The 18,145-nt window shown below is 27.9% G+C and carries 24 protein-coding genes; 20 read left to right on the top strand and 4 right to left on the bottom strand.

All coding sequences use genetic code 11. The annotated features are described in order from the left end of the window. Positions 1-537: restriction endonuclease subunit S (locus tag BP997_RS04055; RefSeq protein ID WP_413828859.1), on the bottom strand; the 537-nt coding region annotated here is incomplete at its 3' end. 118 nt (positions 538-655) lie between these two features. Between BP997_RS04055 and BP997_RS04050 the strand changes: the two genes are divergently transcribed. Beyond that, complete coding sequence (locus BP997_RS04050; RefSeq protein WP_409197617.1) at positions 656-1,030, top strand: hypothetical protein; 375 nt, start codon at positions 656-658, stop codon at positions 1,028-1,030. A 43-nt stretch (positions 1,031-1,073) separates the two neighbouring features. Here the strand turns inward: BP997_RS04050 and BP997_RS04045 are convergent, their stop codons facing one another. The 3 genes from BP997_RS04045 to BP997_RS04035 form a co-directional block, all read right to left on the bottom strand. Further along, positions 1,074-1,478 (bottom strand): hypothetical protein, encoded by a 405-nt coding sequence (locus BP997_RS04045; protein ID WP_413828856.1) that lies wholly within the window; start codon positions 1,476-1,478, stop codon positions 1,074-1,076. Positions 1,479-1,701: 223 nt separating this feature from the next. Then, on the bottom strand, positions 1,702-2,634 hold the full coding sequence (locus tag BP997_RS04040; RefSeq protein WP_409197615.1) for an NAD-dependent epimerase/dehydratase family protein: 933 nt from the start codon (positions 2,632-2,634) through the stop codon (positions 1,702-1,704). A gap of 308 nt (positions 2,635-2,942) precedes the next feature. Beyond that, positions 2,943-5,588 carry an Ig-like domain repeat protein gene (locus BP997_RS04035; protein WP_413828854.1) on the bottom strand — a complete coding sequence of 882 codons (2,646 nt, stop codon included), beginning with the start codon at positions 5,586-5,588 and terminating at the stop codon, positions 2,943-2,945. Between the two features lie 560 nt (positions 5,589-6,148). Between BP997_RS04035 and BP997_RS04030 the strand changes: the two genes are divergently transcribed. The 19 genes from BP997_RS04030 to BP997_RS03940 are packed head-to-tail and all read left to right on the top strand — an operon-like array spanning position 6,149 to position 18,125. Next, positions 6,149-6,469, top strand: a complete 321-nt coding sequence (locus BP997_RS04030) for an energy-converting hydrogenase A subunit A EhaA (RefSeq protein WP_413828852.1) — start codon at positions 6,149-6,151, stop codon at positions 6,467-6,469. Continuing rightward, on the top strand, positions 6,469-6,972 hold the full coding sequence (locus BP997_RS04025; protein WP_413828850.1) for a hypothetical protein: 504 nt from the start codon (positions 6,469-6,471) through the stop codon (positions 6,970-6,972). The genes BP997_RS04030 and BP997_RS04025 overlap by 1 nt, the downstream gene beginning before the upstream one ends. Before the next feature lie 26 nt (positions 6,973-6,998). Further along, a complete protein-coding gene (locus BP997_RS04020) occupies positions 6,999-7,271 on the top strand; it encodes a DUF2109 domain-containing protein (RefSeq protein ID WP_409197611.1) in 273 nt (90 codons plus the stop codon). Positions 7,272-7,283: 12 nt separating this feature from the next. Beyond that, the gene (locus tag BP997_RS04015; RefSeq protein ID WP_413824080.1) at positions 7,284-7,553 is read left to right on the top strand and encodes a DUF2108 domain-containing protein; all 270 of its coding nucleotides are present in this window, start codon (positions 7,284-7,286) and stop codon (positions 7,551-7,553) included. After that, on the top strand, positions 7,553-7,813 hold the full coding sequence (locus tag BP997_RS04010) for an EhaE family protein (protein WP_413828848.1): 261 nt from the start codon (positions 7,553-7,555) through the stop codon (positions 7,811-7,813). Before BP997_RS04015 ends, BP997_RS04010 begins: the two co-directional genes overlap by 1 nt. Further along, positions 7,810-8,403 (top strand): EhaF family protein, encoded by a 594-nt coding sequence (locus BP997_RS04005; protein WP_413828846.1) that lies wholly within the window; start codon positions 7,810-7,812, stop codon positions 8,401-8,403. The genes BP997_RS04010 and BP997_RS04005 overlap by 4 nt, the downstream gene beginning before the upstream one ends. Further along, positions 8,404-9,075 carry a DUF2105 family protein gene (locus BP997_RS04000; protein WP_413824076.1) on the top strand — a complete coding sequence of 224 codons (672 nt, stop codon included), beginning with the start codon at positions 8,404-8,406 and terminating at the stop codon, positions 9,073-9,075. It abuts the gene before it with no gap. 16 nt (positions 9,076-9,091) lie between these two features. Beyond that, complete coding sequence (locus BP997_RS03995) at positions 9,092-9,772, top strand: hypothetical protein (protein WP_409197606.1); 681 nt, start codon at positions 9,092-9,094, stop codon at positions 9,770-9,772. 10 nt (positions 9,773-9,782) lie between these two features. Beyond that, positions 9,783-9,992, top strand: coding sequence for a DUF788 domain-containing protein (locus tag BP997_RS03990; RefSeq protein ID WP_413824074.1), 210 nt, complete (start codon positions 9,783-9,785; stop codon positions 9,990-9,992). Between the two features lie 36 nt (positions 9,993-10,028). Continuing rightward, complete coding sequence (locus BP997_RS03985) at positions 10,029-10,889, top strand: respiratory chain complex I subunit 1 family protein (protein WP_413828844.1); 861 nt, start codon at positions 10,029-10,031, stop codon at positions 10,887-10,889. Between the two features lie 49 nt (positions 10,890-10,938). Further along, entirely contained in the window at positions 10,939-11,208 is a 270-nt protein-coding gene (locus tag BP997_RS03980; protein WP_409197603.1) for a hypothetical protein, read from the top strand. A 13-nt stretch (positions 11,209-11,221) separates the two neighbouring features. Next, complete coding sequence (locus BP997_RS03975) at positions 11,222-11,551, top strand: energy-converting hydrogenase subunit EhaL family protein (RefSeq protein ID WP_413828842.1); 330 nt, start codon at positions 11,222-11,224, stop codon at positions 11,549-11,551. A 52-nt stretch (positions 11,552-11,603) separates the two neighbouring features. Continuing rightward, positions 11,604-11,996, top strand: coding sequence for a DUF1959 family protein (locus BP997_RS03970; RefSeq protein ID WP_413828840.1), 393 nt, complete (start codon positions 11,604-11,606; stop codon positions 11,994-11,996). Between the two features lie 38 nt (positions 11,997-12,034). Further along, on the top strand, positions 12,035-12,490 hold the full coding sequence (locus tag BP997_RS03965) for an NADH-quinone oxidoreductase subunit B family protein (protein ID WP_409197600.1): 456 nt from the start codon (positions 12,035-12,037) through the stop codon (positions 12,488-12,490). Positions 12,491-12,521: 31 nt separating this feature from the next. Further along, complete coding sequence (locus tag BP997_RS03960) at positions 12,522-13,637, top strand: nickel-dependent hydrogenase large subunit (RefSeq protein ID WP_413828838.1); 1,116 nt, start codon at positions 12,522-12,524, stop codon at positions 13,635-13,637. Positions 13,638-13,678: 41 nt separating this feature from the next. Beyond that, a complete protein-coding gene (locus tag BP997_RS03955; protein ID WP_413824058.1) occupies positions 13,679-14,740 on the top strand; it encodes a 4Fe-4S binding protein in 1,062 nt (353 codons plus the stop codon). Then, on the top strand, positions 14,741-16,105 hold the full coding sequence (locus tag BP997_RS03950; protein ID WP_413824055.1) for a 4Fe-4S binding protein: 1,365 nt from the start codon (positions 14,741-14,743) through the stop codon (positions 16,103-16,105). It begins immediately after the preceding gene. A gap of 39 nt (positions 16,106-16,144) precedes the next feature. Then, the gene (locus BP997_RS03945; RefSeq protein ID WP_409197596.1) at positions 16,145-17,206 is read left to right on the top strand and encodes an HAD hydrolase family protein; all 1,062 of its coding nucleotides are present in this window, start codon (positions 16,145-16,147) and stop codon (positions 17,204-17,206) included. Between the two features lie 28 nt (positions 17,207-17,234). Then, a complete protein-coding gene (locus BP997_RS03940) occupies positions 17,235-18,125 on the top strand; it encodes a formylmethanofuran--tetrahydromethanopterin N-formyltransferase (protein WP_413824053.1) in 891 nt (296 codons plus the stop codon). The last annotated feature ends 20 nt before the right edge of the window (positions 18,126-18,145 follow it).

Here is an 18,145-nt window from a genome sequence, read left to right as displayed (position 1 = left end):
TAAATTTTGATTTATTTTTCTTAATTTGATTACCTGTTTTTCAATTGAATTTATTATTGATATAATTTGTTTTTGAATTTTTATTGAGGGTAATTCTATGTTAATATTTTCTATATCTGAAGTTTTTATTGAGGGATATGATGTTGTACTTTGTTCTGCAATTGTTTGTAATTTTTTGGTTACTTTATCTTGAGTTATTAAATAATATAAATATTTACTTAAGACATAATTTTCTTTTGCTCTTAAAGTTGTGAATCCTGTTGATACTAATAAATTTGTTGGTTTATCTTCAATTATCCCATAATGTTTTTGGTTAGGTCGCACAGTTGAAATTATTATGTCATTTTCTTTTATTTTTCTTTTGGCTCTACTTGGAATTTTATCTGTAAGTGGATTTAAAAATTTTATTTCAATAATTTTATTATTTGTAATATTTTTAGTGTCTAAATAGTTTATAAAACTCCAATTTTCTTTTTTCGAGTAGTTATCTATATTTATTTCACTAACATTTTTAATTTTATATTTTTCAAAAAACATATAGAAATATTGAATTTTTATAGTATTAAAATTATTTTTTTTATAAAGTTTTTTATACTTCTTTTTATAAATTTTATATTTAATTATAAATATTATTTAAAAGGGGTAAATATTTATTTTGGATGAGAAGAGTTTAATTATAGTTTCTATTACTGTTATTGTTTGTTGTGTTGTATTGTCTTGTGCAGCATATTTTATTATTGTTAATGGTGGGAATTCTGCTGTAGTTGTTAATAATACTACTGTTAATTCTACTAATAATAGTAGTGGTCTTAGTGGTTCTAGTTCTTCTGATTCTAGTCAGGTAAGTTCTAGTAGTGATTCTTCATCTGGTTCTTATGATTCTGGTGATGAAGATTATGTGGATGGTCATCCAGTGGATCATTCTGGGGATACTTCTAAGTATACTGATGATAATGGTGAGAATCATTATTGGTTTTCTGGTAAGTGGTATAGTCAGGAGCAAGTTGATAATGGTGAAAATCCAATTTAATCCTTTTTCTCTTTTTTGTTTAAAAATTAAATATTTAAGTTTTCTAGAAGATTTTTATTAATTTTATCCGGTGACTTTCTGTGTATTGCCTGTTTTGTAGGGCTTCTCTGCAGTTTATGTATTCTTGTCCTTTTAGGATTTTGTCACCGTTTGAGTCTGCTTGGGTGAACATTTCATATGCTGCATCTCTTGGTGTGTGTGCTATGTTGCTTAGTTCTTCTTCAAAACTTATTCTTCCATCACCATTAAGATCATCTTTGTTGAAATCTGTATATAAAGGATTGTTTAAATAGCTGTTATCGTTTGAATTTGTATTATCCTCTGTACTTATACTAGTTACATTTGTACTATTATTTACTATACCTACTGTATTTGTGTTTGTATTGGGATTGTTAAAAAATAAGCAGTCATGCACATTATGCTTGTGATGATTATTATACTTACACATATTATTATTAAATTGTTTTTTCCATTGGAATCATTTTCACCCTTTTTTTATGGATTTATTTTTTTCTCTTTTTTTATTATTTTTTTTAGTGTTTTGTTCATTTTTTGTAACTTTTTTTGGAGAATTAAGGGGGAATATATAAAAAATCTTCGTTTTTTTTATTTTAGTAAAAATATTGAAAATTAGTAAATAAAAAAAGTAAAGTAATAAAAGTAAAAAAAACTTATAATTGAGATTCAAACCATTTAACAGTTTCACCTAACTGTTGTTTAAATTTAGATTTATCTACACTAAAATTAATATTCTTCATATTATCAACATTAGCAAATGAATGTTTAATATCTCCTGGACGTTCTGGAAGATATTCAGGTTTAATATCTGTATTTAAAACTTCAGCAATAATTAAATATAACTCATTAATAGTTAAAGCTTCACCAGCAGCAACATTAACAATACCATTATAATCAGATTCAGCAGCAAAAATATTAGCTTTAACAATATCTTTAATAAAGATAAAATCACGGGTTTGTTCACCGTCACCATAAATTACAGGTTGTTCTCCATGGATAATGCTATGAATAAAATTAGGAATAACTGCTGCATATTGAGAATTAACATCCTGTTTAGGACCAAATACATTGAAATATCTGAGGGCTGTACTATTTAAACCATAACATTCAGTAAAAGATTTAAGATAAATTTCTCCAATAGCTTTAGATGCAGCATAAGGACTAGTTGGCATGTATGGTTCAGTTTCCTTAAGAGGCATATTTGGGTTTTCACCATAAACTGCACTACTTGAAGAGAAAACAATCTTTTTAATTTCACTATCTTTTGCAGCAATTAAAAGTTTAGCAGTAGTATCAACATTATTAACATGAGTATAACTTGGATTTTCAACACTACCGGGTACACTAGCAGCTGCAGCTAAATGAAATATATAATCTTTACCTTTAAATATGGGTTTTAAATCTAAATCATTTAAATCTCCTTTAATAATATCTAAATTAGGATGATTAGGATTATTTAAATTTTCCATTTTCCCAGTTGATAAATTATCTATAACAGTTACTTTATTATTTTTTATTAATTCTTCGACTATGTGTGATCCGATAAATCCTAAACCACCTGTCACGATTACATTTTTATTTTCCATTCTTATTACCTTATCAAATAAAATTTATTATAAATTACAAAAATAAATATTATAAAAATTAATCTTTAATATAATAAACTATATTGTTTTTAATCTTTTATTAATATTATTGATTAATTTATAAAAATTTTAGAAAACAGAAGATGATAAAATATGATTAAAGATTATATAAATTCTTGCATCTCATTAACATAATGATTTACTTATACCTAATTTTACATTATAATAAAAATGAATAATTATATTGCAGTTTACTGAAAAAGAGTTTATAAAAAAATGTAAAATAAGAAAAAAAATTAAAATTTTAATTATAAAACGGATATGGTGTTAAATGCAGTTGATGACTGATACTTATTATTACCTTCATAACTACAATGAACAGTGTATTCTCCTTTAAATAAGTTAATAGCTAATTGATATTCACCATTTACATCAGTAGTAACCCAATAAGTTTTACTTTGACCATTAATATTTGAAAGTTTTAAAGCAATATGTTGACCGATAAGAGGATTATTATTATAATCTTTTAAACATCCTGTGAAATTATCTCCTGCACTATAAGGTTCTTTGAATGTATTAGCACTTAAAATTGTGCTATTAAGGTTACTTGATTCCTTTTGCACAGTTATACTATTTGTATCCTTACTAGAAGTATAAACTTTTGAACCAGAATATGAAGATTCTACGGTATAATGGCCGGGATATAAATTAATTTCAAGATTTGCATAACCCTTAATATCAGTTGAAGACCAATAAGTTTTACTTTGACCATTAGTATTTGAAAGTTTTAAAGCAATGTGTTGGCCAACAATTGGTTTGCTCTCATTATCAATTAATCTAACAGTAAAATTCCCACTATTACCATATGTTCCAATAAAATCATCTCCAATTAAATTGGTACTATTTTTATCACTAATAATATAATCATTTACAGTAACAGTCATTGTATCCTCAGAGGGATTATAAAAATTATTACCTGTATATTTAGCTAGAATAGTGTAAGTTCCAGGATAATTTGGAGTCCAACTATATTCAGAAACACCATTATTAACATTACTACTACCTAAATAATTGTTATTCACATAAAAACTTACAGATCCATTATAAACAGTATTGTAAGAATTAGTACTTACAGTATTTATTAGAGTAGTAAGATTTCCAGGATAAATGAGATTAGAATTAGATAAAGATAAATTAGATAAAGTATTTAGCACTTTGACAGTTTTAATATCAACATTTAAATTTAAAACTTGATTATCAACTTTAACATTAATAGTAGTAGGATGATTTTTAACTCCGGTGTAACTAACAGTAGCACTATCAAGTAAACTAGTAGTATCACTACTGAAACTTCCAATATTATTAGTTGAAGAGAAAAATGCAGTACGTGAAGGAATACTTTTAGCTAAAGTAACAAGATTACCATTTACAGAATACTTATTAAGATAAGCAGTTATAATTGAATATTCATTTGGGATAGTGGAACCAGCACTAGGGGATAAAGTTAAAATAACTGGATAATTAGTATTAACAGTAGATCCCTTAATTCCAGTTGCACCTTTATTATTTCCCCACCAATTATATTGGGCATAAACACGGCTAGTTTTACTCATTGTTTCACTATTATCTATATTAATTTTATTCCCATAAATTACATTAAAATGGAGATTAACAGTATTAGTTAAAATATTCTCACTATAAGAACCTTCAGAATTTGAAATTCCACCATTATTATCAGTAATAATACATTGTTCAATATTTGCAATTGATGTAATACCTGTATAAGTATTTCCATTAGAAATTGCTTCACCTGCATTATCTGTTATTTCACAATTTGAAACTGTAATTTTACTATTACCAAAACCATTACCATAATTACTTATACCACCGGCTTTATTATTAAAAATTTTTGAATTACTAATAACCATTAAACCTGCAACATTATTTATTGTATTATAGTAATGTCCATCAACATAATCATTATTATAAGTAAATTCACAATTATTTATACTTGAACCAATATTGTAGTTATTAATATTATTGATTGATGAACTACCTGGTGCTGAATTTTCATAAAATCTAGAAGATTCTACTCCCATTCCTTTACCAAAATTATAAATTGCCCCACCAAAAACTCGAGCAGAATTACTATTAAAATTAGTAGAAACGATATTTAAACTTCCAGTATTATAAATAGCTCCCCCATTAACATCTGCATAATTATCTTCAAAAGTACAATCATTAATATTTACTGTAGGATAATAATTATAACTTTTATCGGCATTAGTGTAATCATATTCATCATAATCGTTATTTATGATTGTTAAAGCCCCTCCATAATCTCCTGCATTATTATTATTAAAATAACAATTAATGAAATTAACAGTACTATCTAAACTTATAAGAATAGATCCATATTCGTTAACACCACTATTAATAAAGTTTATATTCTTAAAAGTAACTGTAATATGTTTCATAGTACCATAAAAAGTTCCAATTTTAAAAATACTTGCAGAATTACTAGCATCAATAGTATGTCCATTTCCATCAATAGTTATACTCCAACTTATAGGAATACCTTTTTGATATTCTCCTTCAAAATTATAATCATCTAAGAAATATTTATCATACTTGTAGTCTTGGTATAAATTAATATAACTTTTACCATAAATTGTATTATACAAATTAGCAAAATTACCACTGGAACTAGATAAATTAGGGTAATTATTGGTATTTAATAGATTATTTAAAGAATCTTTTTGACTTAATCCAATATTCTTATTTGTGCACTGAATTAAATCATTATTTTCAACATTATTTGAATCTTCACTAATGGAAGATTCATTTTCACTTAAAATTTGATTATTATTAACATTAACTTCATTAATAGTATTATAATTATTTAAATCAGAACAATTGTCTGTTAAATTTGATTCAGCAGAAACTGAACCCATAAAAATTATAATACAAAAAATTAGCAGTAATGAAAATTTATATTTTATTCTCATTTTTTTATCAAACCTTTTTTTTAATTAAATTGACACCCTATTTAACTCTAAAAAAATTTTTAAAATAAATTTTTAAGAGATAAAAATCAATCTATAAAACTTAATTAATAAATTTTTATATTTGATTTTAAGCTAAATATTTAATTAATAAATTTTTAAATTAAATTAATGGATAATATTCTTTTTTTAGGGGGATGGAAATTTAGTTTAACTTTAAAAAATTTATTAATAGCCTATTTTTTTAAATTATTTAACACTATTGGGGGGGGGGCTTAAAATCATATTGAATTTGTAAAGAATTAATGTAAAAAAAATAGTACCTTTCCACAATATAATTATTAAGAATTTTATTTTATAAAAAATCAGAAAAATATTTTATGAAAATTTATTTTTATAATATTAAATAATTTAAATTTTTGTTAAAAAATTTTCTTTATTATTTAAATAATTTTTGGCTTTAATATAAGACATAATTTATTTATATACTAAATTATATAATAGGAATCATGTTTATTCAAGGTAATGAAATATATTTATTTTCTGGTTACTTAATCACAATAATAGTGTCAGTAATCATTGCTAAGGGATTAGGGTTGTCTTGGTTACCGGATAAACCAATTAGATACTCATTTAACATGAGTGCAATCTTTCCAACACCAATAATAGCTATAGGTCTTTTAGCAATATTTTATAGACTTGGATACATATGGATTTATCATGGAATCGTTTTAGCAGTTCTAATTGGCGTGATTTCTGCAGTATTTACAAAATATTTTTTCTTTTACTTATTCCCTAAACCTCCAGAAACACAGGAGGTTGTAGAATAATGAATATATTCGTAGGAATAATACTCGCAACAATAATATCTTTAATTAATTTTATAATCGTAGATACTTATTTCGGATTACCTGAACAACCAGGAGTAAAAGGAGCAGATATAGTAGGTCATGATATTGAAAAACGTAAAGGCGATTTATCTGGTGGATTTTTCCAAGGAAATATATTATGTTCTCCAGATGCATCTGCAGGAACATTAATAAGTTCTATAGCGATAATGGTTTGTGGATTTCAAGGAGGATTAATTGCAGCATTAATAGTCTTTATAGGAAACAGATTATGTGCAGATCCGGGTTATGCTGGAACAACTGGTACATTAACAATGACTGTTTTAATTTTCATATTTTCAACATTTATTGGAATAACACCAGAAATGTTTATATGTGGAGCAGTGATAGCTATACTGCTTATTCAAGGAATATATCATAAATACTCTAGTAAATTCCTTGGTAAAATAGCTAAAAAAATGAATAGATATACAAATGAATTATAATAAAGAATATGTGGTTGTAGAAGATAATGGCAAATGAATTATACATTTCAATTATAGGTATAATAATTATATTAATGGCATTACGCTCACTTGTTACAAATAATCGAGTTGAAAAATTATTATACTTAAATGTTGTAGATTTCGGTATAACTGCAATAATTGCATTGTATGCTCAATCAATGTTTGGTTTTATTGTTGCTGCAACATTCTTTATTACAAGTACATTAAGTAGTAATGCAATAGCATATTCACTTAAAAAATTAGATAATGAAATAATCTTAGATAATGAAGATGGATAAGAGGAATAAATAATGAATCCTTTAAACTTTATTGATATAACAAGTATAGCTGTAATATTATTATTAGTTGGAACGATTGGAGTTATACTATTAAAAAAACCATTAGATAAATTAATCATGTTATCTTTATTAGATGCAGGATTTTTCCTTGCAATGGTTGCATTCCAATACTTAGATATTGCTTTCTTAGTTGCATTATTAAGTCCATTATCTATTATAGTATTTTTATTATCTATAATTAAAGTTGATGAGATTAGACATCGAAATTTGGAGGGATCATAATGTTTGATCTTCAAATTTGGTTTTATTTAGGAATTGTTTTATGTATTGTTGGTAGTTTAGCTGTAGTTTGGGGTCCGGGAGTTAAAGATCCTATTATAAGAACAATTAATACTGAAGTTCCTAGTATTGGTGTTAGTTTAATATTTTTAAGTTATAATCATACAATTGCAATAATAACTTTTATAGCTACAACTATGATAATTACACTTGTATTATTTAGAGCTATTACTCGTTTAGAAGAATTGGGGGCTGATGTATGAGGATAGGAAATCTTTGGAATCAACTTGCTAAGCCGAAAAATATTCCTAGATTATTTGCTATAATCATGGCATTATTTTTACTTATAGGATTTTTTGTACCAATGGCTTTAAATGAGAATCAATTATATACTCGTCCAGCACCACAAGTTCAAGTAGATGCAGGATTACCTTTAGCTCCTTATGATCGTGGAGGACAAGTACTTGGAGAACCTGGAATTGTTCATGCTCAATACCCAGCTAATAGTCCGGAAATTGGTATGATAACGGCTTATATGACTCCAATAAGTCAGTATGTAAGTACTATTAGTAAATACTTTGGTACATCTATATATTCATCTCCTGGTGGTTTAATAGATGAAATCTTGTATTATACTCGTGGTTTTGATACAATATTAGAATCCAGTATTCTAATGATGGCTTTTATTATAGCTTCATGGTTAGCTTTAAATTTCACTATGAATCATAAAAATGATGAAGAAGTTATTAAAGAAGATGTGAAAAAGGCTATTAATTTTGGGGATAATTTATCTTCTCAGGTTAATGAAAATAATCGAAAAGCTCATGAAGAACAAAATTGGAGGGATAATTAAATGGTTTATATTCCTACTACAGTCTCTCCAATAGTTATTAATATGTATTTACCTGCAGTTTACACTGCACTTATTATAGCTTTTATTGGGTTAACTGGAATAGCTATTGAAAAACGGGATATTCAAGTTTTAATTTTAACAGATATTGTTGGATTAGCTATGCTTTTAGTTGTTGGTGCTTTAGGTACAGATTTAGCTGAAGCATTGGTCCTTCCTGGATTTACTGTTGAGTTAGCTGAAACTTTAGCTATTAGTGAAATTCTTCTTTCTCGTGAAATGCATAAGATGGATAAGAAAGCATCATTTTTACCTTTACCGTTAACTGCTGATTTTGAGATTATGACTACAGCCCCTAACTTTATTTCATTAATTTTAATTGGTTATGGTGTATGGTTAAGTGGATTTACTGGTGGGGTTATAGCTGGTGCTGGAATTGTATTTTATATTTTCTGTAGAAAAGCTAGAGGTTTACCGATTCGGGTGATTAATGGTCTTAGTGGTATTAGTGGTGTTGCTTGGACTTTATGGATTATAGGTTTCTGTATTTTCTTCGCATTACCTAAATTATGGTTATTAGCATTATTATTATCTGCATTTGGTTTACTCTTAAAAGTTGCAAGTAAGATGGGATTAATAGGTACTCTTATGCGAGAAGAGTATAATAGGAAATAAGTGAGATGAAAAGGATATGATTATTGAAAGTTTAGGTGGAAATATTTTAGGAACAATACCTTTAGGGGATATTGTCTTTTATATCAATCCATTTCATTTATTTATGTTTGTAGTTATAATATTATTCACAGTTTTAATTGCTTTTAGTCGTCCTGAAACACAAGTTGAGGCTAGTTTTGGTAAGTTAGAAGATACTCGTGTTGGTGTTGGTTTATCTGAATTTAAGCAACGAAGGTTCTTAGCAATTATTTGTGGTATTGCTACTGCAGGTGCTATGATTACAGGTGATTTGTATAATTTTACTTTATTCATGGCATTAGTGGGTATTGTTAATATTGGTATTGTGTCTGCTGTAAAACAAGTAAGTGTATTGGATGCTGCTTATCAATATGGGATTATAGCTACTTTATGTAGTTTACCTTTATTTGGTGGGGCTTGTTTAATTCTTGCAAGTACAGGTACATTAAGTTTATTAGTAATATCTCAAATGACTTATACTACTCCGATGATGATATTTGGTGCATTGTTAATGTTTATAGGGGTTTGTGGTGAAACGGGTATTGCACCATTTTTCGCTACTAAAGCTGAAATGTTTAGGACTCCAGGATCACCATTTATACTTATAATACATTTAAGTAGTTTATTTATAATGATTAGAGCAATAGAAATATTATTAATAGTGATTAAAGTTATTTAAGGTGGAAATTATGGATAAAGTTAGAATATTGGGTTATATAATTTGTGTAGCATCTTTATTAGGTATAATTATTGGATTTTTCACATCTGAATATCTTACAATTGCTTTAGCAATTATTTGCATACCATTATTCATATTTTCATTTGGTTTAATTAATATGGCTAAACCTAAAAAAGACGAAGTGGAGGAAAGAGTAGAAGAACCATTTACAGGGTATTAATTTAAATGGTTTTCTAAATTTTTAGGGTGAATGATAATGAATTTAATGCTAAATATTATAGTGAATATCTTAGTGGCTTTTCTCTTTGGAAGTTTACTTTTAGGATTACATAGGAAGGTTATGGCACGTGTTCAGCTTAGGCCAGGTCCTCCAATTGTACAAGATTTAATCCATAGTATCAAATTTTTCTTTAAGGAAACTAGTTTTCCAAGAACTGCTACTTATCCATTGTATGTGGGGATTGTTGTAATATTTTCTGCAGTGTGGGCGACTGGTGTAATTGAAGGGCCTGTTCTTGAAGGATCACTTTTAATAATATTTGGTATTTATGCAGTTCATAAAATTGTTGAGCATAATGCGGGAAGTAGTAGTGGTTCTCCATATGGTAAACTTAGTTGTGTGCGAGCAGTTTTCTCTGCAGCAGCAGAATTACCTTTATTCGCGGTTCTTGCATTGATTTTCTTAAAAACTGGGACTTTAAATATTTCTAGTTTAATTAGTTATCAATCAGTTCATGGGCCTTTAATATTTTCATTGCCTCTTGCAGCTATAATGTTTTTAACTTTAATTTTAAGTAAAGCTCCGTATAATCCTTTTTGTATTACTAAAGCTAAGGATTTAGTTACAGGTTTTGAAACTGAACATTTTGGTGTGTTAAGAGGGCTTATAATGTTTACAGATTCTGTTGCATGGTATATGCTTTTATGGGTATTCCTTGTTGTGTTCTGTGGACCTATAGGTTTATTAGGTTTAATTATTGGAATGATAATTATTACTGTTATAATGGGTTTTATAAGTGCAGTAACACCAATGTTAAATCCAAATCATTCAGTTATGACTCAAATTTCAATTGCAATCGTTTGTACTTTAGGTACAGTTTTAATGTTAATAATTTAATTAAAAAAAGAAAATATATAATAATTGGTAAAAAAGGGATAGGGTAAAGATGAAAGAAGAACAAGATTTTTTATTACTAGCATCAATTGTAGCCTTAGGGATTACATTATGCTCAGCTTTAATATGTATCTTCCAAGGACAATATGGTATAATATCAGGTGTGCCTTTAGTATTCATAGGTTGTCTCTTTTTCCCATTAATGTATAAGAGTAATACTGATAAAGTTTCTCACTTTAATGAGAATTTAGAGAAAATAATGTTCTTTGTAACTATTATAATTGTTGCAATATCATTTTTATACATGTATAAGGTAATGTAGAGGTTAAAGAAAAATGGATATAACATTTTTATTATTATACTTATTAACTTTCATTGTAGGATCTGTTTTAGGATTACTTGTAAGTTATAAGAAGCATGGAGAAATATATATTATCCAAAAAATAGATATTGTAGCATTAATTGCAGCAATTATAGGTTGGGTATTATTATTTAATTTTGCATTATTTTCAAAAACATTATCTGTATTAATAATAGCCATATCATTACTTTTAATAGGTTTTGTTATGGGAATGAGACCAGGTTATGGTAGGAAAGAAACTGTAATAGGAATAATCGTTGCAGGGATAATCTGGATAATTACAAATTACATATTCATAATATAAAATTAATAATAAATTCATTAAAATAAAGGGATGTAGGAGTTGATTAAGGATTATGGTAAATGATGATAAGTTATTGCGTCAATTGAAAATGAGAGAAATAGAATCTTATCAATGGCAAAAAGATGTAATTGGTCCTTTAAGTGAAGAATTCCAAGTATCCATTGATGAAGTGAATGATTTATTCGTAAATAGTTTAGATATGAGTAATATTAATAATTTACATGCGACCTTTCAATCTGCTAATCATGAAGAAATTTTACTAAAATTATATTCTGATTTACATCTTAAATGGTTTATAGAAGTTTTAGAAATGATTACAGTTGAACAAGGGGATAAAATTAGAGTTCCTTTATCTAAAAGAATAGTTGAAGGGGAAGATTATGGTGAAGTATTGCAAGAAGGTAGGAACCAGTTATTTGCAATTTTAAATAATAATATTGAGTAATATAATGAATTTTATTTTATAAAGGTAGTGAAAGTATAATGCTTAATAAGCTGAAGAACATTTTTAGGAAAACTTCAATTCATGTTTGTATAGTTAATTGTGGTGGGTGTAACGGTTGTGATGTGGAATTAGTTGCCGTGACTTCTCCTAGATATGATTTAGAACAATATGGAATATATCTTCAAAATAATCCTCGTGAAGCGGATATAATCTTATTAACTGGTGCAGTTACAGATCATTGGAAAGATAATTTAAGAAGAATATATACTAAAATGCCTGAACCAAAACTTGTAGTTGCAATAGGTAATTGTCCTCAATCAGGGGATGTTTTTAACCAAGAAGGAGGAACAGTTAATGCACCAGCTTCAGATTTCATACCTATAGCTGCTGAAGTACCAGGTTGTCCTCCAAGACCTAATGAAATATTAGAAGCTATATTAGCTGTTGCACCTGGTGCAATGGAAGCTCGGGCGAATGAAAAAGATGATGAATAAAATAAAAGTTTAAAAGGGAGGGAATTTTCTCATGATATTACCAATTGGTCCAATACATCCAGGATTAAAAGAACCATTAAGATTAAAACTAAAAACTGAAGGGGAAAGAGTAGTTGATGCTGAAATTGATTATGGTTATGTTCATCGTGGAATAGAAAAAATAATGGAAGGAAAAACTTGGCAAAAAGCTATTTACTTAGCTGAACGAGTCTGTGGAATTTGTTCATATGAACATACTCAAACATTTGCAGAAACAATAGAAAAGATTTGTGGAGTTCAAGCACCTTTAAGAGCACAATATTTACGTGTTATTACTAATGAATTAGATCGTGTACAATCACATTTATTAGCTAATTCAACATTCTTCAAAACAATGGATCATGAAACATTATATATGGATGTTTTAAGATTAAGAGAATATGCAATGGATGCAATAGAATTATTAACAGGTAACCGTGTTAATATGGGTTGGAATGTAATAGGTGGAGTTAGAATGGATGCTAAACAAGAACACTTAGATGCAATCCTCGAGAGATTGTCCCATATTGAAGAAGACTTTGAAATACATAAAAGATTATTTGAAGAAGGACCACTAGTTGGTTTACGTTGTAAAGATGTTGGAGTAATGACTAGAGAAGAAGCGATAAAAGGCAGAGCAGTAGGTCCTATTGGTAGAGCAAGTGGATTAAAACATGATTACCGTGAACCACATCCAACATATCATGATTATTTTGATTTTAAACCTATATGGCGAAAAGAAGGAGATAATTTCGCAAGAACAATGAATCGTTACGATGAAGTAACTCAATCATTAGATCTTATACACCAAGCAATAGATAATATTCCTGAGGGAGATGTAAGAATCCCTGTAGAAGTAGTTTCAGGTTATAAAGATTGGAGAAATGAAGCTCCTCGTGGAGAAGTAGCTTATATGATAGAAACCAATGGAAATCTTATAAAACATATAAGTATAAGAACTCCAAGTATAATGAATATTGATTCATGTGAAAATTTCATGTTAAAAAGAGTAGCAACTGTTGCAGATGCAGTAACCACATATGCTTCAGTCGATCCTTGTTTAGCTTGTGCTGAACGAGTAGTAGTTGATGTTAACACTGGAAAAACAACAGTTAATGATTTGTTTTAAAAAGAATTTAATTAAAAAAATAAGTATTAAGGTATAATAAAATGACTTCTGTAATATGGTATTTATATGAATTTGCAAAAAAAGCATGGATAGAAGGTTTTGCAAATGCAAAATCTGATGAAGATATTGCAAAAAAACCAGACAGATTTAGAGATTTCCCAACAATAATAAAAGAAAATTGTATAGGTTGTGGATCATGCACAGCATCATGCCCATCACCTACAGCAATAAAACTTATAAGGGATACTGATTCAAAAACTGGTGAAGGATTAACATATCCAATATTCAATAAATCTGCATGTATTCGTTGTGGATTCTGTGCAGAAGTATGTCCAAGTGAACCTAAAACAATACACTGCGGAGAAAACCATAATATTCATGATGAATTCATAATCATACCTAGAGAAAAAATGTACATGATTGATGATTTTTTATGTATAAGTTGTGGGAAATGTCATGATGTATGTCCAGTTGATGCAATTAACATTCAAAATGATTATTATAAAGTAAATCAACTTAAATGTATTAAATGTGGGAAATGTCATGATGTATGTCCAGTTAAAGGGGCCATGAAAGGAATTTATATTCATGACCTTGAAGAACAGAAAAAAGTTATAAATTTAGTGGTTAAAACCATAGAAAACTATGTAGATGATCATAAAGCTGATTTACTCAAATTACCACAAGGTAAACTTTTAAAATTGAAACTCCCTATATCTAATTTTTGGGATGAAGCATTATCCTACTTAAATGATGAAGATGAATGTTTCTATACTGTTGAAAATGCTGTAGATCGTTTAACAATTCGAATTATAACATGGGAATCTGATGAATGTAAAAAATGTCAAATGTGCATTCCAGATTGTCCAACAGAAGCAATAACATTTGATAAAGAAAAAGACACAATAGTAAGGGATAAAAATAAATGTTTAAGATGCAGTATATGTTATCAATCTTGTCCATTTGGAGTTATAAAATATTTCGTAGCTAAAAATCATTTAGATAAAGAAGAAAAAATTATTAATATAACATGCAAACCTTCAGATTTAGGTAATGATTTTAAACCAATTCAAAACAATGAAATTCAAGAGGAGGACAATTAAATGGAATCTTTAACAAAAACACCAAGACCTTTAAGAGATTTTGCTGTAGATTGGGAAATTGATTACAGTAAATGTATGTACTGTGAAGATAAACCATGTTTAAATGTTTGTCCTATTGAAGCAATTTCAATTGATAAAAAAACTAAAAATGTTACAATATCAGATTCTTGTTTTGGTTGTGTCTTATGTACTAATATTTGTCCTTATGATGCAATTAAAATAAATAAGAAATTAGCTGACCCTATCCGTGAAAATGCACCAAATATAAATACTAAATTATGTAGAGCTTGTGGGGCATGTGTACAAGCTTGTAAAACTGGAGCAATTCATTTAACTACTGAAGGTGATGGTGAATTTCATAGTGAAATTGATACTGATAAATGTATAGGTTGTGGTTTTTGTTTCAGATCATGTCCGGCTGATGCAATAAAATATGGTGAAATATTGCCTAAAGCTATAGAAGGTGGAAATGCCATAATTGTTCATCAAGATTCTTGTATTGGATGTATGACTTGTGTTAGAATATGTCCTTCAAAAGGAGCAATGAATGTAGGTACTAATAATCTTCCTTATATAAATCCTTCTTATTGTGCACGTTGTGAAGAATGTATGAGTGTTTGTCCTTCTAGTTCTATAAGTTACACTAATAGAGATGATGCTTTTGAAATATATAATAGATTAAAATCATTAGATTTATGTAAAGAAATTTTGGATAGGGACTCTTTAGCTTTATCTGAAGATGTTATAGAAGTTGACACAGTTCTTGAAGAAATGAGTATGAAATTTGAGGATTTAAAAGGTAATGAAGTTGAAACCGCTTCAGATTCAGAATTCCTAAGAATTAATGTTACTGATACATTTAAAAATAATTTAAATTCTTATACTAATGAAGACATTACTGTTGATAGAGTATGTGATTTAGTGCAATTCTATCCACCTAATAGGAATATTAAAGTTAATGAAAACAATTGTATTGGTTGTGGGTTATGTTTAGAAGTATGTCCTGTAAATGCAATTGAGGATAATTTACCTAATCCAATAATTATTGGAGAAAATTGTGTATATTGTGGTCAATGTGTGAAAGTTTGTAATTTCGATGCAATAAATTTAATTGAAGATTATTATGATGGAGATAAAGATAAATTATATTTCTGTAGACGAAATATTGAAGGTTTACGTGATGGAAAATTCACTATAGAATCAAATAATTGTCAAGCATGTGGGGTATGTGTTAATAAATGTCCTGTAGATGCTTTAAAATTAATAAATGATAATATTGAATGTGATTTGAGTAAGTGTATTAATTGTAGAGAATGTGAATCCATTTGTCCAGTTAATGCAATAAAAATTCATGTAACCCAATAAAAATATTTTATTAAATATGTTAAAACCTAAAATGGGGAGTTGAGAAAAATTTCTAGAAAATCATTTATAACAGATTGTGAGGGACCATTAACTTTAAATGATAATGCATTTGAAGTTGCAGAAAAATTCATACCTGAAGGTGGAAAATTTTTCAAAATTTTAAGTAAGTATGATGATTGTCTTGTAGAAGCTAATCATCCTGGATATCATGCTGGTGATACACTTAAATTAATAGCACCATTTTTTAAAGCATATGATGTAAATAATCAAGATTTAATAAATTATTCTAGAAAAAATGTTAATTTAGTTTATGGTGCGGATAATACTTTAAATTATGTGAAGGATAAAGTTCATTCATTTATTGTAAGTACAAGTTATGGTCAATATATACAAGCTTTATGTGATAATACTCATTTCCCTTATGATAACACTGTTCATACTCATTTAGATTTAGATAATATACCTATTAATGAAAAGGATAAACAAGAATTAAAAATATTTCATGATGATATACTAAAATTAAATCCTCAAGATATAGATCAATTTCATAAATTAGATCAAATTTTCTTTGACAAATTACCAAAAATGGATATTTATGATTTAGTAAAAACTGTTGATACTGTTGGTGGTGAAGGAAAAAGACAAGCCGTAAAAAGAATACTTAAACGTGAAGATTTACCTGCAAACAATTTAATGTATATGGGAGACAGTATAACAGATGTTGAGCCATTAGAATTTGCTAAAAAAAATGGTGGTCTTGCTATTGCATTTAATGGTAATTCTTATGCTATTGAAGCAGCAGATATAGCAATTATTAGTGATAATACTATTGTAACTTCTTTACTTGTAGATTTACATGCTCGTTACGATAATGATTATGTTCGTGAATTTGTCCAAAGATACTCTGAAAAAGGCCATGCAGAAGCATTTTTTATCATGTTAAATGATGAGGAATTAGTTGTTAAATTTGATAAGGAATATCAAAGAAAAACACTACCTTTAATAGAAATTATAACCGATGAAAATAGAGAATACTTAATCCAAGAAAGTATGAAAATGAGACAATCTATTCGAGGAACAGATATTGGTGGATTAGGTTAAAAAAGATTTAATAGAAGGTAAAATATTTATGGATTATACAGATAAAGTAGAAGATACATTTTTTGAATCAATGAATGGTAAATATATTAGAGCATTAATAACTGCAGAAGATTGGGATACAGTTCGAAATGCTGCTTATGATTCTACCTCAACACCAAGTGCAGTTATAGGTAGAGTTGAAGCAGGAGTTGAATCTTTTGTAGATCCAAGTGCAACACCTGATGGAAGACCAGGTGCTATTTGTCAATACTGGTTTGGTTTAGATAACCTCGAAAAATTTGAGGTAGAATTATCTTACAGAATTAGACAAGATATACTTGTTAAACCTTTCACTAAAATGTTTAATGTAACAAATAATCCTGAAGGTTACATTGAAATGATGAGAAATGTAGGACATTGTGGTGATGGTTTTGAATGGGAAATAAATGAATATAATCGAGAAATGATTAATGTTCCTATAGCAGTACCTGACTTCCAAATCGAATCTAAATTTGGTTATGCTGATGGTATAATGGGTGGAAATTATTGGTATTTCTGTGAAACTAAAGAAGCTGTTTTAGAAGCAGGAAAATTAATCATGGATGAAATTATGGATGTTCCTGGAGTAATTGCTCCTTTTGGAGTTTGTTCAGCTGCTAGTAAACCTGAAACTAATTATCCTTGGATAGGTCCAACTTCAAATCATCCTTACTGTCCTTCATTAAAAAATAAATTAGGTGAAGAATCTAAAGTCCCTAATGGAGTTAATTATATTCCTGAAATAGTTTTAAATTCTGTGAATCAAAAACAATTAAATTTAGCAATAAAAAATAGTGTAGATGCAATACTCGAAGTACCTGGAGTTTTACGTATATCTGCAGGTAATTTTGGAGGAAAACTTGGCGATAATACAACTAACTTGTTAGACATCTTAAAATAAAAAAATAACACAAAGGTAAA

Source organism: Methanobrevibacter sp. UBA412, from assembly GCA_002495685.1.
Classification (GTDB): Archaea; Methanobacteriota; Methanobacteria; order Methanobacteriales; family Methanobacteriaceae; genus Methanobrevibacter_A; species Methanobrevibacter_A acididurans.
This window is presented reverse-complemented; position numbering and strand designations above follow the sequence as displayed.

Bases quoted from the DNA above. Each gene is read 5' to 3' on its own strand.
- BP997_RS04045 (WP_413828856.1), bottom strand. From the start codon at position 1,478: ATGTGTAAGTATAATAATCATCACAAGCATAATGTGCATGACTGCTTA.
- BP997_RS04040 (WP_409197615.1), bottom strand. From the start codon at position 2,634: ATGGAAAATAAAAATGTAATCGTGACAGGTGGTTTAGGATTTATCGGA.
- BP997_RS04035 (WP_413828854.1), bottom strand. From the start codon at position 5,588: ATGGGTTCAGTTTCTGCTGAATCAAATTTAACAGACAATTGTTCTGAT.
- BP997_RS04030 (WP_413828852.1), top strand. From the start codon at position 6,149: ATGTTTATTCAAGGTAATGAAATATATTTATTTTCTGGTTACTTAATC.
- BP997_RS04025 (WP_413828850.1), top strand. From the start codon at position 6,469: ATGAATATATTCGTAGGAATAATACTCGCAACAATAATATCTTTAATT.
- BP997_RS04020 (WP_409197611.1), top strand. From the start codon at position 6,999: ATGGCAAATGAATTATACATTTCAATTATAGGTATAATAATTATATTA.
- BP997_RS04015 (WP_413824080.1), top strand. From the start codon at position 7,284: ATGAATCCTTTAAACTTTATTGATATAACAAGTATAGCTGTAATATTA.
- BP997_RS04010 (WP_413828848.1), top strand. From the start codon at position 7,553: ATGTTTGATCTTCAAATTTGGTTTTATTTAGGAATTGTTTTATGTATT.
- BP997_RS04005 (WP_413828846.1), top strand. From the start codon at position 7,810: ATGAGGATAGGAAATCTTTGGAATCAACTTGCTAAGCCGAAAAATATT.
- BP997_RS04000 (WP_413824076.1), top strand. From the start codon at position 8,404: ATGGTTTATATTCCTACTACAGTCTCTCCAATAGTTATTAATATGTAT.
- BP997_RS03995 (WP_409197606.1), top strand. From the start codon at position 9,092: ATGATTATTGAAAGTTTAGGTGGAAATATTTTAGGAACAATACCTTTA.
- BP997_RS03990 (WP_413824074.1), top strand. From the start codon at position 9,783: ATGGATAAAGTTAGAATATTGGGTTATATAATTTGTGTAGCATCTTTA.
- BP997_RS03985 (WP_413828844.1), top strand. From the start codon at position 10,029: ATGAATTTAATGCTAAATATTATAGTGAATATCTTAGTGGCTTTTCTC.
- BP997_RS03980 (WP_409197603.1), top strand. From the start codon at position 10,939: ATGAAAGAAGAACAAGATTTTTTATTACTAGCATCAATTGTAGCCTTA.
- BP997_RS03975 (WP_413828842.1), top strand. From the start codon at position 11,222: ATGGATATAACATTTTTATTATTATACTTATTAACTTTCATTGTAGGA.
- BP997_RS03970 (WP_413828840.1), top strand. From the start codon at position 11,604: ATGGTAAATGATGATAAGTTATTGCGTCAATTGAAAATGAGAGAAATA.
- BP997_RS03965 (WP_409197600.1), top strand. From the start codon at position 12,035: ATGCTTAATAAGCTGAAGAACATTTTTAGGAAAACTTCAATTCATGTT.
- BP997_RS03960 (WP_413828838.1), top strand. From the start codon at position 12,522: ATGATATTACCAATTGGTCCAATACATCCAGGATTAAAAGAACCATTA.
- BP997_RS03955 (WP_413824058.1), top strand. From the start codon at position 13,679: ATGACTTCTGTAATATGGTATTTATATGAATTTGCAAAAAAAGCATGG.
- BP997_RS03950 (WP_413824055.1), top strand. From the start codon at position 14,741: ATGGAATCTTTAACAAAAACACCAAGACCTTTAAGAGATTTTGCTGTA.
- BP997_RS03940 (WP_413824053.1), top strand. From the start codon at position 17,235: ATGGATTATACAGATAAAGTAGAAGATACATTTTTTGAATCAATGAAT.